This is a genomic window from Streptomyces sp. NPDC049687 (assembly GCF_044465285.1).
Lineage (GTDB): Bacteria > Actinomycetota > Actinomycetes > Streptomycetales > Streptomycetaceae > Streptomyces.
Genome location: NZ_JBITLN010000008.1, coordinates 1 through 15,160 on the forward strand (window position 1 = coordinate 1; position 15,160 = coordinate 15,160).

The 15,160-nt window shown below is 73.1% G+C and carries 13 protein-coding genes and 1 pseudogene; 8 read left to right on the forward strand and 6 right to left on the reverse strand.

Annotated elements, in window-relative coordinates; all coding sequences use genetic code 11:
* Nucleotides 1–128: 128 nt before the first annotated feature.
* Together ACIBVL_RS23920 and ACIBVL_RS23925 are read right to left on the reverse strand one after the other, a co-directional pair.
* Complete coding sequence (locus ACIBVL_RS23920) at nt 129–707, reverse strand: hypothetical protein (RefSeq protein ID WP_399099540.1); 579 nt, start codon at nt 705–707, stop codon at nt 129–131.
* 184 nt (nt 708–891) lie between these two features.
* Nucleotides 892–1,857, reverse strand: coding sequence for a fibronectin type III domain-containing protein (locus ACIBVL_RS23925; RefSeq protein WP_399099542.1), 966 nt, complete (start codon nt 1,855–1,857; stop codon nt 892–894).
* Nucleotides 1,858–2,242: 385 nt separating this feature from the next.
* On the opposite strand from ACIBVL_RS23925, the pseudogene ACIBVL_RS23930 reads away from it, so the two are divergent.
* The 6 genes and pseudogenes from ACIBVL_RS23930 to ACIBVL_RS23955 all read left to right on the forward strand — a co-directional run.
* Nucleotides 2,243–2,941: pseudogene (locus ACIBVL_RS23930) on the forward strand (glycoside hydrolase family 75 protein); the annotation flags it as partial.
* A 612-nt stretch (nt 2,942–3,553) separates the two neighbouring features.
* Nucleotides 3,554–4,546 (forward strand): dihydroxyacetone kinase subunit DhaK, encoded by a 993-nt coding sequence (gene dhaK, locus ACIBVL_RS23935; RefSeq protein ID WP_399099544.1) that lies wholly within the window; start codon nt 3,554–3,556, stop codon nt 4,544–4,546.
* 43 nt (nt 4,547–4,589) lie between these two features.
* Nucleotides 4,590–5,189, forward strand: coding sequence for a dihydroxyacetone kinase subunit DhaL (dhaL, locus tag ACIBVL_RS23940; RefSeq protein WP_399100373.1), 600 nt, complete (start codon nt 4,590–4,592; stop codon nt 5,187–5,189).
* Nucleotides 5,190–5,196: 7 nt separating this feature from the next.
* Entirely contained in the window at nt 5,197–5,607 is a 411-nt protein-coding gene (locus ACIBVL_RS23945; RefSeq protein ID WP_399099546.1) for a PTS fructose transporter subunit IIA, read from the forward strand.
* 568 nt (nt 5,608–6,175) lie between these two features.
* Nucleotides 6,176–7,102: a PmoA family protein gene (locus ACIBVL_RS23950; protein ID WP_399099548.1), complete on the forward strand. Its 927-nt coding sequence runs from the start codon at nt 6,176–6,178 to the stop codon at nt 7,100–7,102.
* A complete protein-coding gene (locus tag ACIBVL_RS23955) occupies nt 7,096–7,857 on the forward strand; it encodes a cupin (protein ID WP_399099550.1) in 762 nt (253 codons plus the stop codon). Before ACIBVL_RS23950 ends, ACIBVL_RS23955 begins: the two co-directional genes overlap by 7 nt.
* 95 nt (nt 7,858–7,952) lie before the next feature.
* Here the strand turns inward: ACIBVL_RS23955 and ACIBVL_RS23960 are convergent, their stop codons facing one another.
* The 3 genes from ACIBVL_RS23960 to ACIBVL_RS23970 are packed head-to-tail and all read right to left on the reverse strand — an operon-like array spanning nt 7,953 to nt 11,158.
* Nucleotides 7,953–9,245: a sugar ABC transporter permease gene (locus ACIBVL_RS23960; RefSeq protein ID WP_399099552.1), complete on the reverse strand. Its 1,293-nt coding sequence runs from the start codon at nt 9,243–9,245 to the stop codon at nt 7,953–7,955.
* Between the two features lie 5 nt (nt 9,246–9,250).
* Nucleotides 9,251–10,033 carry an ATP-binding cassette domain-containing protein gene (locus tag ACIBVL_RS23965; RefSeq protein ID WP_399099554.1) on the reverse strand — a complete coding sequence of 261 codons (783 nt, stop codon included), beginning with the start codon at nt 10,031–10,033 and terminating at the stop codon, nt 9,251–9,253.
* Nucleotides 10,034–10,069: 36 nt separating this feature from the next.
* The gene (locus tag ACIBVL_RS23970) at nt 10,070–11,158 is read right to left on the reverse strand and encodes a sugar ABC transporter substrate-binding protein (protein WP_399099556.1); all 1,089 of its coding nucleotides are present in this window, start codon (nt 11,156–11,158) and stop codon (nt 10,070–10,072) included.
* A gap of 139 nt (nt 11,159–11,297) precedes the next feature.
* Here ACIBVL_RS23970 and ACIBVL_RS23975 point away from each other — a divergent pair, with 139 nt between their 5' ends.
* Nucleotides 11,298–13,676, forward strand: a complete 2,379-nt coding sequence (locus tag ACIBVL_RS23975; protein ID WP_399099558.1) for a SpoIIE family protein phosphatase — start codon at nt 11,298–11,300, stop codon at nt 13,674–13,676.
* Nucleotides 13,673–14,755 carry a sugar ABC transporter substrate-binding protein gene (locus ACIBVL_RS23980; protein WP_399099561.1) on the forward strand — a complete coding sequence of 361 codons (1,083 nt, stop codon included), beginning with the start codon at nt 13,673–13,675 and terminating at the stop codon, nt 14,753–14,755. The genes ACIBVL_RS23975 and ACIBVL_RS23980 overlap by 4 nt, the downstream gene beginning before the upstream one ends.
* Here ACIBVL_RS23980 and ACIBVL_RS23985 read toward each other — a convergent pair.
* The gene (locus ACIBVL_RS23985) at nt 14,745–14,990 is read right to left on the reverse strand and encodes a zinc-ribbon domain-containing protein (protein WP_399100375.1); all 246 of its coding nucleotides are present in this window, start codon (nt 14,988–14,990) and stop codon (nt 14,745–14,747) included. The genes ACIBVL_RS23980 and ACIBVL_RS23985 overlap by 11 nt on opposite strands.
* Between the last annotated feature and the right edge of the window lie 170 nt (nt 14,991–15,160).

Sequence of the window (15,160 nt, forward strand, 5' to 3'; positions counted from 1 at the left end):
GTCAGCCGGGCATTACGGTGGGACACGAAGACCTCCGTGCGGTGCAGTCCTAGACAGCTCCACCACACCGGAGGTCTTCGCCATGATCAAGCACCATCGAGTGTCAACAACGCTCGTGATCAATACACCTAGAGGCGGTACGGCTTCGAGCGGCGGCGCAGGAACCAGGCCGCCGCGATGACGCCGACGCCCACCAGCGCGCCGCCGACCCCCATGGTGACGGGGCCGAGGTCACGGGCCGTGCCGCCGAGGCCGCCCATGACACCGCGTGAGGGCGAGGCGGTCGCGGTGGCCGTCGTGGAGGACGTCGCGGTCGCCGTCGTCGTGGCGGAGATCGTCGGGGTGGACGGGGCGGACACGATCACGGACTGGGTGCCCGCGGTGTTGGCGTTGGAGCACATGACGATCACGGTGTATGTGCCGGGGGAGACGCTCGACCAGGCGGCGGACTGGCTGACGGTCGTCCCCGACAACGCCACCTGGCGTCCCTGGGCGAAGCTGGTCTGACCGCTGTTGAGCAGCGCCGCGGTGCCCCAGTTGCCGCTGATCTGGGTGCACGCGCTGGTCACCACGGACACCGTGGAGCCGGTCGTGCTCACCGAGATGCCGGAGACCGCGGCCGTCGGCTGCGCGGTCAGGGCGAGCGGCAGCGCGGCGGCGGCTGCCATGGTCAGTCCTGAGCGGACGAGAAGACGGGAAGTGCGCATCGGATGTCCTCCGGCGGCACGGTTGGCGGTACATCCCGTGCGCCGCCGAGGGTCGGGTACGCCCGTGCTGCCTCAGAGGCAGCCAATGTCCCCCGGATCCGTCCCGCACCCGGACCGCATCCGGCCGGGTGACGGATTCCCCCGGACGGCCCAGGCGGGGGCGGCCCAGGGGGCGGGCCGCGCGTCAGCCGTCCGCCCCGGTGGTCACCGTCCGCTCCGCCGAGTACGCCCCCCAGCTCCCGTCCGGCAGTCGCGCCCGCAGCCGCACCCGGTGTGTGGCTCCCTTCTCCCGCCCCGCGTAGAAGCTGTACGTCGCCCTGCCGTGCGGTGGTGTCCCGCCCCAGGCCAGCGAGGTGGCCGCCGCCCCGTCGAGCTGGATCCCGTACTCCGTGACCACCCCGTCCACCCGCGGCGCCATCCAGGACAGATCGAGGTAGTACGCCCCGTCGGGGGCGCGGTGGGTGGTGACGCGAAGGTCCCCCGGAGCGGTGTCGCGCCCCGCGTCGCCGCCGGGCGGGGTGGTCACGCGCACGGCCGCGCCGGCCGACGAGAGGTTGTCGGCGGCGTCCCGCGCCCGCACGGTGAAGGAGTACCGGGTGCCCGGCCGCAGCCCCGTGACGACCGTCGCGGTCTGGCCCCCGCCGACGCTGTGGATCCTCGTGCCGCCCTGGTAGACGTCGTACGACACCACCTCGCGGTCGTCCGAGGACGCCGACCAGGACAGCTGTACCGCACGGCTCCCCGCGGCCCGCCCGGTGACCGTGTCCGGGCGGGTCGGCGCCGAAGTGTCAGCCGGGCCCGCCGCCGGTGTCGTGGCCCGGACCTCCCGGCTGGGCGGCCCGAGCCGGCCGTCGCCGTCACGGGCCCGCACCGTGAAGACGTGGGCGGTGGACGGCGCGAGCCGTACGACGTCCAGCATGTGCGCGGAGCCGGGCACCTCCCCGACCTTCGTGGCGCCCCGGTAGACCTCGTACGCGCCGACCGGCGGATCCGCGGGGACCGCGTTCCACATGACGTGCACGCTGGTCGCGCTCCCGGCCCGCGCGGTCACCCCCGTCGGAGCGCCGGGCGCCCGCCCCTCGTCGCCCCCGCCGGCCGCGCACCCGCACGACAGGGCCAGCACCCACCCGCACAGCAACACGCGTCGCACGGCTCTCCTCCCGGCACGGCGCGGAAATGGTCCGGACCAATATGGCGGGACGGTGCGAGCACCTCAAGAGGGCGAACTGACGAAGACGGCGGTACGGGCGCCGGCGTTGCGTGACGGCTCGGAAAGTTACGTATGCTGAAGCTCCTCCCGGCCGAACTCTGTCTGATAGCGGTGGAGTTCGGGCCGGTGGCGCGGACCGCTGTCGTCGCTGATCCCGCGCCGGCGCAGTGGCCGGGGGGCCGGAGCCCGAGACGGCGTCGGCCCCCGGCCCCTGTCGAGCCGTCAGAAGAGTGCGCCGTACGGACCCCTCGGAATGGCCACGGGACGCGACCGGCACCAGATTGGGCCGAGTGTCCGTCACCTCCCCACGAGAGGGTGCCGCATCGTGCGTGTCCAGTCGCTGACCCTGGCCGCGGCCGGCCTCGCCCTGTTGGCCCCGGCCGCCGTCTCCCTCCCGGCCCGCCAGCCCCGGGCCCAGGGTGCCCCCGGGGCGCCGCTGGTACGGGAGGGCACCGTCCGCGCCGCCGATTTGCTCGCCCGGGTGCGCGACTGCGTGCCCGTCTCCCGCGGCCGGTACCGCACGGACGTCGGCGCGCCCGCGACCGTCCCGGTCTGCGGCACCCGGGAGGCCGTCTTCTGGAAGGCCGACCTGGACATCGACTGCGACGGCCGTCCCGGCCCGCGCTGCAACAGCCGGACGGACGCGCTGTTCTCCGAGACGACGGCCTACGCCCAGTCCGACGGCCGCCATCTGAGCGCCGAGGCGCTGCCCTACATCGTCGTGCCCGGGGCGAGCGCGATATGGAACCACCGTGAGCACGGGGTGAGCGGGGGCTCGGTGGCGGCGGTCGTCTACCAGGACCGCGTGCAGTACGCGGTCGTCGGCGACGTGGGACCGCGCGACATCATCGGCGAGGCCTCCTACGCCACCGCGCAGGCGCTCGGCATCCGCCCCGACCCCCGCGGCGGCGGCGCGCCCTCCGGCGTCACGTACATCGTCTTCAAGGACTCGCGCGCGACACCGATCGAGAGCCATGTGTCCGCCGTGGAGACCGGAGAGCGGCTGGCCCGGTCGTTCGTGCGGAGCGCGCTGGGGGCGCTCCGGCGCCCCGCGTGGCCGGTGGCGGGCGAGGGGGTGGAGGTCCGTCCTTCCGGTCGGCCGGAGGCCGCGCAGACCGGAGAAGGCGGGGACACCGCGAAGGGTGCGGGAGCGGCGGTCGAGGGGCCGCGGGAGCAGGACGGCCGGAAACCGCTGGAGGACCCGGGCGCGGAGGAGGCCCGGGGGACACGGGAGTCGGCAGATGGGGGCGGGTGAGGAGGAGTAAAGGGGGTGCGGCGGGGGGAGCCAAGGGGCCGAGAGGACGGGCACGGGTCGGTGACGTGTTCGCGGTCCGTCGACCGGCCGGTCCGGGTGGTGTGGGACGCGATGCGAGGACGTGCGGGGTGATCTTGGGTCCGGTCGGGAGCGCCGGGCGGCCACGACGGACTCGCCGCACGTCGGCCTCCGCACCCGTGACCCACGCCCCTGTCAGCATCGATACTGCCGGGAGCAGGCTTCCGACAACCGGCGGTCCGCGCCCGCGCGACCCGCTCCCGCACGCCGTCCACCGCCGAGCCCGACAACCGCTTGAACACCCCTCTGACCTGCAAGAACACCAGTCAGGGGCTACGCTGCTGGTGTCACTAGGAGGTAACCGTGAAGATGCTGATCAACGTTGCGGAAACCGTGGTCGCGGACGCGTTGCGCGGGATGGCCGCCGCTCATCCCGAGTTGACCGTCGACATCGAGAACCGGGTGATCGTACGGCGGGACGCTCCGGTGGCCGGGAAGGTGGGCCTGGTGTCCGGCGGCGGGTCGGGACACGAGCCGTTGCACGGGGGGTTCGTCGGAGCGGGCATGCTCTCCGCGGCTTGCCCGGGCGAGGTGTTCACGTCTCCTGTCCCGGACCAGATGCTGCGGGCGGCGGCCGCCGTGGACAGCGGCGCCGGTGTGCTCTTCGTCGTGAAGAACTACACCGGTGACGTGCTCAACTTCGACATGGCGGCGGAGCTCGCCGAGGACGAGGGCATCCAGATCGCCAAGGTGCTGGTCAACGATGACGTGGCCGTCACCGACAGCCTGTACACGGCCGGACGCCGCGGCACCGGCGCGACGCTGTTCGTGGAGAAGATCGCGGGGGCGGCCGCCGAGGAGGGGCAGCCGTTGGAGCGTGTCCAGGCGGTCGCCCAGCAGGTGAACGAGAACTCCCGCAGCTTCGGTGTGGCGCTCAGCGCCTGCACCACGCCGGCCAAGGGCAGCCCGACCTTCGACCTGCCGCCCGGCGAGCTGGAACTGGGCATCGGCATCCACGGCGAGCCTGGCCGCGAGCGGCGGGCGATGATGACCTCCGGGGAGATCGCCGACTTCGCCGTGCACGCCATCCTGGACGACATGACACCGCGCAACCCCGTCCTCGTGCTGGTCAACGGCATGGGCGCGACGCCGCTGCTGGAGCTGTACGGCTTCAACGCCGAGGTGCAGCGGGTGCTGACGGAGCGCGGGGTGGCCGTCGCCCGCACGCTCGTCGGCAACTACGTGACCTCCCTCGACATGGCCGGCGCCTCGGTGACCCTGTGTCAGATCGACGAGGAGTTGCTGCGCCTGTGGGACGCGCCGGTGAGGACGCCGGGGCTGCGCTGGGGCGCGTGAGGGCAGGAAGGAGCCAGGAGAACCGACCATGCAAGGAGACCCAGTGCTCGACGCCGACTTCTTCCGCCGTTGGATGACGGCGACCGCCGCGTCCGTGGACCGCGAGGCGGAACGGCTCACCGCCCTCGACTCGCCCATCGGGGACGCCGACCACGGCAGCAACCTCCAGCGCGGGTTCACCGCGGTGACCGCGGCGCTGGAGAAGGAGGGGCCGCGGACCCCCGGCGCCGTTCTCGTCCTCGCCGGGCGCCAGCTGATCTCGACGGTCGGCGGGGCCTCGGGGCCGCTGTACGGGACGCTGCTGCGGCGGACCGGGAAGGCGCTCGGGGACGCGGCCGAGGTCACCGAGGAGGAGTTGGCGCAGGCGCTGCGGGCCGGTGTGGACGCGGTGATGCAACTAGGGGGTGCCGCGCCGGGCGACAAGACCATGATCGACGCGTTGGTGCCGGCGGTCGACGCGCTCGGCGACGGTTTCGGCGCCGCCCGGACCGCCGCCGAACAGGGCGCCGAGGCCACCACGCCCCTGCAGGCACGCAAGGGCCGGGCCAGCTACCTGGGCGAGCGCAGCATCGGGCACCAGGATCCGGGGGCCACGTCCTCGGCCCTGCTGATCGCGGGGCTCGTGGAAGCCGACGGGAAGTGAGGCGACGGTGAGTGACGAGAAGCTGGTCGGGATCGTGCTGGTCTCCCACAGCGCGGCCGTGGCCACCGCGGTGGCCGAACTGGCGCGGGGACTCGCGGGCGGCGGCGCGGCCGTACCGGTCGCCGCGGCAGGCGGTACGGAGGGCGGCGGGCTGGGGACGAGCGCCGAACTGGTCGCCGCCGCTGCCGCCGCCGTGGACCGGGGCGTCGGCGTCGCCCTCCTCACCGACCTGGGCAGTGCCGTCCTCACGGTCAAGGCGCTGCTCGCCGAGGGCGACGAACTGCCCGACACCGCCCGTCTGGTGGACGCCCCGTTCGTCGAGGGCGCGGTGGCCGCGGTGGTCACGGCGGCGACCGGAGCCGACCTGGACGCGGTGGAGGCGGCGGCCGCGGAGGCGTACGACTACCGGAAGGTGTGACGCCGTTTCAGGCTCCTTGAAGCCGGTCGATTCTCGGCGGCCGGTTCAGGTCAGTCCCTCCGACGCGACGGTCGGGCCGATCGTACGGCCTCCGCCGGCTCGGCCCGTACCGTCGCCGGGGCTGTGGCGGTGTCGGCGGTGGCCCCCCTCGCGTGGTGCTCGACGGCGGCCCGCAGGGCGATGTCGCGCACCGCCGCCCGGATCGCCGGCCTCAGGTGGTCGGCGGGCGTCCGGCCCGGTCGGCGAGGGCGCGGGCGGACGCCGGCGCGGCCTCGTCACAGGTCTGCGGCCGGACGGCGCGCAGGCCGGTTCGGTGCGGGTGAGCCGTATCGGCGCGCCGACCGTGCGGGGGGTCCGGGCCGAGCGCCGGTGGGCCGTCCGTCCCCCGGCTGACCGCCGACGGTCGGCCGGGGCCGGGGTGTACGAGGGCCGGCCCGCCACCACCGCCCGTCCCTGCACAGGGGTTGTCCTGACATTCGCTCCGCCCTAGGGTCACCTCAGGAGCGCAAGCGCTTTCTGTGCTGCATGTCCGGCACGGCGACCACCCCACTGGCCCCGAGGAGCGCGCATGAGCATCCGCGTCAGTCACGCGTACGGCGAGCACATCGCGGTCGCGGCGGCGGACGGGACCGAGATCTTCCGGTACGTCTACCGGCCCGACCCCGAGGTGTTCGAGGCGCGCAAGCCCTACGCCCACCCCGTGCGCACCCTCGCCGGACGCACCGTGACCGGCTACCGGCCCAGTGACCACCGCTGGCACAAGGGCCTGCAGATGACGGCGAGCCACCTGTCCGGGCAGAACTTCTGGGGCGGCAACTCCTATGTGCACGGGCAGGGCTACCTGGCCCTCCCCGAGCGTGTCGGGTCGATGCGGCACGACGGCTTCCCGGAGTTCACGGTCACGGACGACCGGCTCGCCTTCACCGAGGAGCTCACCTGGGTCGCGTACGGCGGCGAGGAATGGGCGCGCGAACGGCGCGGCCTGGCCGTCCACTCCGTCGACGAGGAGGCCGGCGCCTGGGCGCTGGACTGGTCGATCCGGCTCACCAACGTCCGCGACGAGCCGCTCGCCTTCGGCTCCCCGACCACCGCGGGCCGCGAGCTCGCCGGATACACCGGTCTGCAGTGGCGCGGCCCCCGCGACTTCACCGGCGGCACCGCATTCGCCCCGGACTCCGACGCGGGCGCCGAGAGACTGATGGGCACGCAGGGGCCCTGGCTCGCCTTCACCACCGAGCACGACGAGGTCGACGGCCACTCCACCCTCGTCTTCGCCCACGCCCCCGAGAATCTCGACGAGACGACGGCGATCCACGAGTCGCACTGGTTCGTGCGCTCGGAGCCGATCCCGACGGTCGCGTTCTCCTGGGCCTTCTTCGAGGAGTTCGCACTGCCGCCGGGCGAGTCCTTCGCCTACCGCTACCGGATCGTCGTCGCCGACGGCGCCTGGGACCGCGACCGCGTCGGCACCTACCTGAAGGGCCTGTCATGGTGAGCGAACCCAAGCCCGCCCCGGCACACCCGCTGCCCGGCGCCGTCGGCCTCTCACACCTCAGGGCCTACGACTGGGAGGCCGCCGACGGCGTCTGCGGCGGCAGCCCCCATCTGCACCTGGTGTGCACGGAGGCGTACGTCGTCACCGGCGGCCGCGGCGCGGTGCAGACACTGAGCCCCGACGGCTACCGGGACATGCCGCTGGAACCCGGCTCGGTCGCCTGGTTCACGCCGGGCACGGTGCACCGCATGGTGCAGGGCGGCGATCTGCGTATCACCGTGCTGATGCAGAACAGCGGTCTGCCGGAGGCCGGGGACGCCGTCTTCACCTTTCCGCCCGAGGTGCTCGCCGTCCCCGAGCGGTACGCGGCCGCGGCGACCCTGCCGCCCGGCACGGGACCGGAGACGGCGACGGCGGCGCGGCGCCGCAGGGATCTCGCCGTCGAGGGCTATCTCGCCCTGCGTGAGGCCCTGGTCGCCGGGGACAGCGCTCCGTACCTGGAGTTCCAGCGCGCAGCGGCCGCGCTGGTGCGCGACAAGGTGCCCGCCTGGCGGGAACTGTGGCGGGGCGGCGCCCTCGCCGCCGCCGAACGCACGGGCGCCCAACTGGACGCCCTCCAGAGCGGCGACCCGGCCTACCTCGCCGAGGCCACCGCACACGGGACGGCGCCCACCCGGCTCGGCGGCTACGGCATGTGCGGACGCAGGGACGAGTACACGCTGCCGGGAACCACGCTTCCGTACGCGGCCGAGTAACGAGGCGGTCGACAGCGGATCCGGCACGAAGCCGTTCCGAGTCGTGCGGGGCCCGCAGCCGGACGTCGGCCGTGCCTCGTGCGGGCGGCGGGCCGTCAGGCCCGTCCGTGCGCCTCCTGGGAGCGCCGTGACAGGGCGTCGATGATCACCGCGGCGAACAGCACCCCGCCCGTGATCACGAACTGCAGGGCCGGGGGAGTGTCCGTGATCGCCATGCCCGAGGCGATCGACTGGATGACCAGCATGCCGAGCACCGCCGACCAGGTCGTACCGCGCCCGCCGAACAGACTGGTTCCCCCGATGACGGCCGCCGCGATGGCGTTGACCAGCAGGACACCGGAGCCCGAGCTCTGGCTCACCGATGTGATGCGCGAGGCCAGGAAGAGACCGCCGACCGCCGCCATGGTGCCGGAGACGGCGAGCACCGCCGTCTGGACCCGGACCACGCCGAGGCTGGCACGCCGGGCCGCCTCGATGCTGCCGCCCAGGGCGTACACCTGCCGCCCGTAGTGGGTGCGCCGCAGCAGCACGTCGAGACCGGCCACCACCACCAGGAAGATCAGCAGGGCGAGCGGGAGGCCCTGGAAGCGGTTGAGCAGGTACGCCGTGCCGAGCGCGATCACCGCGGTGCCTCCGGTGCGCACCATGACGGCCCGCAGCGAGCGGTGCGGCATGCCCACGGCCCGGCGCCGCCGTCTGCCCCGGTCGTCCACCAGGAACACCACCGCCGTGGCCACCGCGGCCAGACCGTAGGCCACCGCGTCCTGGGTGAAGTAGTAACTGGTCAGTTTGGCGACCAGGCCCTCCTCGTCGAGGTTGACGGTGCCGCTGTCGCCGAGGACGGCGAGCATGAGGCCGTTCCAGGTGAGCAGCCCCGCCAGGGTGACCACGAACGCCGGCACCCGGGTCCTGGCGATGGAGTAGCCCTGGACGATGCCGGCCACGGTGCCGGTGAGGACCCCGACGAGGAGGGCCAGCCACTCCGGCACGCCGTTGTTCACGTTCAGCACGGCGAAGACGGCCGCCGCCAGGCCGCTGATCGAGCCGACGGACAGGTCGAGCTCGCCGAGCAGCAGCACGAAGACGATGCCGACCGCGATCAGACCCGTCCCCACGATGTCCACGCTGAGATTGGACAGGTTGCGCGGGGAGAGGAAGTTCTCGTTGAGGGACTGGAAGGTGATCCAGACGATGGCGAGGACGAGGACGACGGGCAGTGAGCCCAGCTCGCCGGCGCTCACCTTGCGCGACACGACGGTGCCCGCGCTCCGCACCGCCCGCATCCCGCCTCCCACGGCCCGGGAGACGAGCCGCTCGCGCTGCGGCGGAGCGGGTTCGACACCGGACGCCGTGTGTTCGCCCGGGGAGCCGTCCATCACCTTGCGCATGTCTTTCACCACCCCGCCTCCCGGTGGGCCGGCCGGCGGGGCACGTTCTCCGTGGCGCCGGTGATGGATGAGATGATCTGTTCCTGGGAGGCGGTGTTCACGTCGAAGAAGCCGTTGTTGCGGCCCAGCCGCAGCACCGCGGCCCGGTCGGCGAGGGCCTTCACGTCGCCCATGCTGTGGCTGATGAGCAGTACGCCGAGACCGCGGTCGCGCAACCGGTCGATGAGGTCCAGGATCTCGGAGGTCTGCTCGAAACCGAGCGCCGCGGTCGGTTCGTCGAGGAGCAGCACCCGGGGCTCGGCGAGGAGCGAGCGGGCGATGGCGACCGTCTGCCGCTGGCCGCTGGAGAGCGAGGCGACGGGGCCCCGCAGGTCGGGCACCCGCCGGGTCAGCCGCTCCAGCAGGAGCCGGGTGCGGCGCTCCATCTCCATCTCGTCCAGGAAGCCGTACCGGCGGATCTCCCGGCCGAGGAACAGGTTCCCGACGACGTCGAGATTCCCGCACAGGGCGAGATCCTGGTAGACGGTGGCGATACCGAGGTCGCGCGCGTCGTGCGGGCGTCTGATGCTGACCGCCCGGCCCTCCCACTCGATGACGCCCTTCTCCGCGGGCGCGACCCCGGAGATCACCTTGACCAGGGTGGACTTGCCGGCCCCGTTGTCCCCCAGGAGGGCGACGACCTGGCCGGAGTGGATCTCCAGCTCGATGTCCGTGAGGACGTCGACGACGCCGTAGCGCTTGCACACCCCGTGCAGCGCCAGCAGGGGGGCATCCGGCACGGAAACCAACTCCTTCCCGGGGCCCGGAGAAGCAAGTCCGGCCCGTCAGGTCAGCCCGGCCCTGTCGCAGGCGGCCCGGAGCTGGGGGATGCAGATCTGCTGGACCGTGTGCAGACCCTCCTTCACCACGGTGTCCTTGATGGTGTCGGCGGTCACGGACACCGGCGTGAGCAGCACGGCCGGGACCCGCTCGCCGCCGCGCGTCCTCACCTCGTCCGAGGCCACCCGGTCCATGCCCTCCTTGCGGGCCGCGGCCACGGCCATGGCGCCGCCGGCCGCTGCCTCCGGCTCGAACGGCTTGAAGACGGTCATGTACTGGTCGCCGGCGACGATGCGCCGCAGGGCTCCCAGTTCGGCGTCCTGGCCGGTGACGGGCGGCAGCGGATCGACCTTGTTCGCCTTGAGCGCCGAGATGCTCCCGGCGGCGAGGCCGTCGTTGGCCGAGTAGACCCCGTCGATGGCGTCGGCACCCAGGGCCGAGATCGCCGCGGACATGTTCATGTTGGCGGTCTCCGTCCGCCACTGGAGGGTGTCGTACTCCTTGCCGATCTTCACCTTCCCGCTGAGCACGGACATCGCGCCCTTCTTGAACGACACCGCGTTCGGGTCGGCGGGATCGCCGTTCATCATGACGATCTGCGGGTCCGCCACGCTGTCGCCCATGGCGTGCAGGAGGGCCCGGCCCTGGAGCTTGCCGACCTCCTCGCCGTCGAAGGAGACATAGCCCGAGATCGGGCCCTCGGCGAGACGGTCGTAGGCGATGACCGGGATGTCCGCGGCATGGGCCTTGGCGACGACGGAGCCCAGCGACCTCGCGTCCACCGCCACCAGCACGATGGCGTCGACGCCCTTGGTGATCATGGAGTCCATCTGTTCCTGCTGGATGGCCACCTCACCCCGCGCGTTGACGTGTTCGACCACGCAGGTGGCGCACAGGGCCTTGATCCTCTTCTCGAGCAGCGGCCGGTCCTGCGCCTCCCAGCGGGCCGTGGTGGCGTCCGGCAGCAGCAGACCGATGCGCGGCGCCTTGTCTCCGTCCGGGTCGCTCCCGGCGCCCGCCCCGCAAGCCGCCAGGGCGACGGCCGCCGAGACCGCGGTCACGGCGGCGGCCGTGTCCCTTATGCAGGCCTTCATGTGCCACACCTGCCGTAGACGACAATGCCGACATTGGTGACGATAAGTAGGTATGTTCGGTTGGTTCGTATATGCGATTCTGGTGGGTGGGTGCCCCGTTCTCAACCTGTCGGCACCTGCGGCAGGGACGGGAGGTACGGTGCGGACTTGCCTCGACCGGGCCCTGACCCTGGCCGGAGCGACACAGGCAGCGGTCTACGCGCCCGGGGCCGGGAACGAAGAGCTTCGGCTGGTGGACTCGGCCGGATGTGCCCCTGCCGAGCGGCGACCGCCGGAGCGGCTGCCCCTGCCCGGTGACTCACCCGCGGCACGGGCCTTCCTCACCGACCGACCGCTGTGGCTGACCGCCGATCCCTCGCTCGGCGCACTGCCCCTCGACGTGGAGGGCAGGCGGCTCGGCTGTCTCGTCGTGGTGGGGGCCTCGACAGACGGCTTCGAGGCCGAGCAGCGCCGCTTCCTGGAACGCTACGCCGACGCGGTCGCCGGCCTGCTCCAGCCCGTGACGGGCCCGCCGGAGCCCTCGTCCCTGCTGGATCCCGCACTGCGGAGTCTGCGCGTCGGCTCCTTCGCCCTGGTCCCCGACACCGGGCTGATCGAGGCCGACGACACGCTGCTCGACCTGGTCGGCATCTCCGAGGACGACTTCGACGGCAAGGTGGACACCCTGCTCGCCCACGCCCTCCCGGAGGACATGCACGCCCTGATGTCCGTACTGGAGCCCTCCGCGCAGGCGTCCGGCCGGCGCGACCTGGAGTTCCGGGTCCGCGGTCCCACGGGCGAGATGCGCTGGCTGAGCCTGAGCTGCCGGGCCGAACCGGCCACCGTCGACCAGCCGGAACAGGTTCTGGGTGTGGTGACCGCGACCCCGGTGCTGCGCCGCAGTGCCGACGACGTCTCCCGGATCCAGTGGCTGACCGCCGCACTCGACGACGCCGTGACCGTCCGCGACGTCGGCCGGGTGGTGGTCGCCGCCCTGCGCGAGCCGCTGGTCGCCGACCGGGTGGCCCTCGCCGCCCTCCAGGACGACCGGCTGATGGTCACCGTGCTGGACCCGCCGCAGCCCGCCGCCTGGCCGGAGGCGTGGCGCTCCGAATGGCGTACCGAGTGGCCCGACGCGCCCGTCCGCGCCCTGCCCACCCTGCAGGCCGCGCTGAGGGACGGACGCATGGACCTCTGGTCCGCCGGCACGGCCCTCGAACCCGGCCTCGCGGGCATCGGCCCGGGCGGGCTCGCCGTCCTTCCGCTGCCCGCGAAGGGCCGGGTGGCCGGAGTGTGCCTGGTCGGCTGGGACCTTCCGCACGAGTTCGTGCCCGAGGAACGCTCCCTGCTCACCGCCACCGCCGCCCTGGTCGGGCAGGCCCTCCAGCGCGCCCACGCACACGACGCGGAGCAGGAGCTCGCCACGATGCTCCAGCGCAGCCTGCTGCCCCGCCGCCTGCCCGAGCTGCCCGGCGGGATCGCCGTCGCCCGCTATCTGCCCGCCCGGCGCGGCCTGCAGGTGGGCGGCGACTGGTACGACGTCATAGCCCTGTCCGAGGACCGGGTCGCCCTGGTCATCGGCGACGTCCAGGGACACAGCGCCGGAGCCGCGACGATCATGGGCCAGATGCGCACCGCGGTCAGGGCCTACGCCATGGAAGGCCACCCGCCCGACGTGGTCGTCTCCCACGCCAACCGGCTCCTCGTCGGTATGGAGACGGACCTCTTCGCGACCTGCTGCTACGCCGAACTCGACATGGAGGAGGGCAACACCCTCTTCGTCCGCGCCGGGCATCTCGCCCCGCTGTTGCGCCACCCCGACGGCGGCACCGAGGAGGTGGAGGTCGCGGGCGGACCCCCGCTGGGCATCCTCGCGGAGGCGGAGTTCCCCATGACCTCCGTCGCGCTCGCTCCCGGCACGGTCCTCGCCCTGGTCACCGACGGCCTGGTCGAGGCCGCGGACCTGCCGCTGGACGAGGGCATGCGCCGCACCCGCACCTCGTTCGCCGCCGCCGACCCCGCGGACCCCGGAGCGATGGCCGACGCCCTGCTCGGCGACGCCGGCCGCCGCGAGGACGACGTGGCGCTGCTCCTCCTGCGCTACGACGGCATGACGACCCGGCCGATCCGGGCCGGCTGGATGGTGTGGCGGCTGCCCGACGCCGTCATGCACGCCCGCCGCTTCACCGCGCGCACCCTGCGCCGCTGGAAGGTCCCCGCGGCGGCCGACGCGGTTCTTCTGGTCGTCTCCGAACTCGTCACCAACGCCCTGGTGCACACCCAGGGCCCGGTCCGCCTCGACCTCGTGCTGCGCGGGGACCGGGTGCGGGTCAGCGTGAGCGACTCCTCGCCCCGCGCGCCCGCCAAACCGGTGATCGTGGACTGGGAGTCGACCGGCGGCCGGGGGCTGATGCTGGTCGAGGCGATGTCGGAGTCCTCCGGCTCGGTGCCGGTGGCCGGTGGCAAACAGGTGTGGAGCGAGATCGTCGTACCGGACGGCGAACCGGTCCCCGCAGCGGAAGCGAGTGGCCTGCCATGAGGACCCGCAGACGGCCGCTCGCCGTGGCGCTCGCCGCGGCGCTCCTCGCCCTGCCCGTGGCCGCCTGCGGGGGAGACTCCGGCACCGGGTCCGAGGGTTTCACGGTGGGCCTGCTGCTGCCGAGCCGGTCGCTGCCCCGCTGGGAGCACTCCGACCGGCCACTGATCGAGGCGCAGGTGAAGAAGCTGTGCCCCGCGTGCTCCGTCGAGTACGCCAACGCCGAGAACGACGTGGCCAGACAGCGCCAGCAGATGATCTCCATGATCACCAAGGGGGCGCGGGTCCTGATTCTCGACGCGGCCGACGCCAGGGCGCTGCGCTCCTCGATCGAGGAGGCGCGCAAGGCGGGCGTCCCGGTGGTCGCCTACGACCGGCTCGCCGAGGGCCCGATCTCCGGCTACGTCAGTTTCGACGGCCTGCAGGTCGGCCGGCTCCAGGGTCACGCCCTGCTGACGGCGATGGGGCGGAAGGCCGAGGGCGGCACCGTCGTGATGATGAACGGCGACCCGGCCAGCCCCAACGCCACCTGGTACCGGCGGGGCGCGCTGTCCGTCATGGACGACCGGGTACGGATCGCCAGGGCCTACGACACCCCGGACTGGAGCACCCAGGCCGCCCACGCCAACATGTCCGCCGCCATCGCGGCCCTGGGCCCCTACCGGATCGACGGTGTCCTGGCGGCCAACGACAACATCGCCGCGGGCGTCATCGCCGCCCTCAAGCGTGCCGGCGTCACCCCGCTGCCCCCTGTCACCGGCCAGGACGCCGACCTCGACGCCGTACGGCGCATCGTCAAGGGCGAGCAGTACATGACGGTGTACAAGCCGTTCCGCAAGGAGGCCGCCGCGGCCGCCGCCATGGCCGTCGCCCTGGGGCGTGGCGAGGACCCCCGCGACGGTGCCTCGACGACGATCGACAGCCCCACCACCCGGCGCATCCCGGCCGTCCTGCTCCCCACGAGCGCGGTGACGGCCGCCGACATCGAGCGGATCCTCGTCAAGGACGGCGTCTACACCGTCGACCGGATCTGCACCCGCGAGCTCCGAGCAGCCTGCGCCCGGGCCGGCCTCACCCGGTGACGGTCCCCTGGGCCCGCAACCGTTCCGCCTGCTCCCCGCTCACCTTCTGCTCCGCGCCGCACAAGGCGCACTGCGTCAGGTACTTCGTCGAGACCGGGAACAACGGCACGAAGAACAGCGTGAACTTGGTGACGCGCTTCCTGAGCGTGTGCGCGGCGGGGCTGCCGCAGCTGTCGCACACCAGCGTCAGGATCGCCAGCTGGTACAGATAGCCCTTGGTGCCGAAGATGATCACGCCGCCGCTTCCCTCTCGGTCGATGCCCGCCTGCACGGCACAGTCTCCTGCATGCGGCAGCCGGGTTCATGCCCTGGGCCACGCGGGGGATGTCCCGGCCGCGACTGCCGCCGCCACCGCCGGCCCGCCGCCATGTTCGTCTCGCGCCGCACACCGGCGTTCTCGTGTTC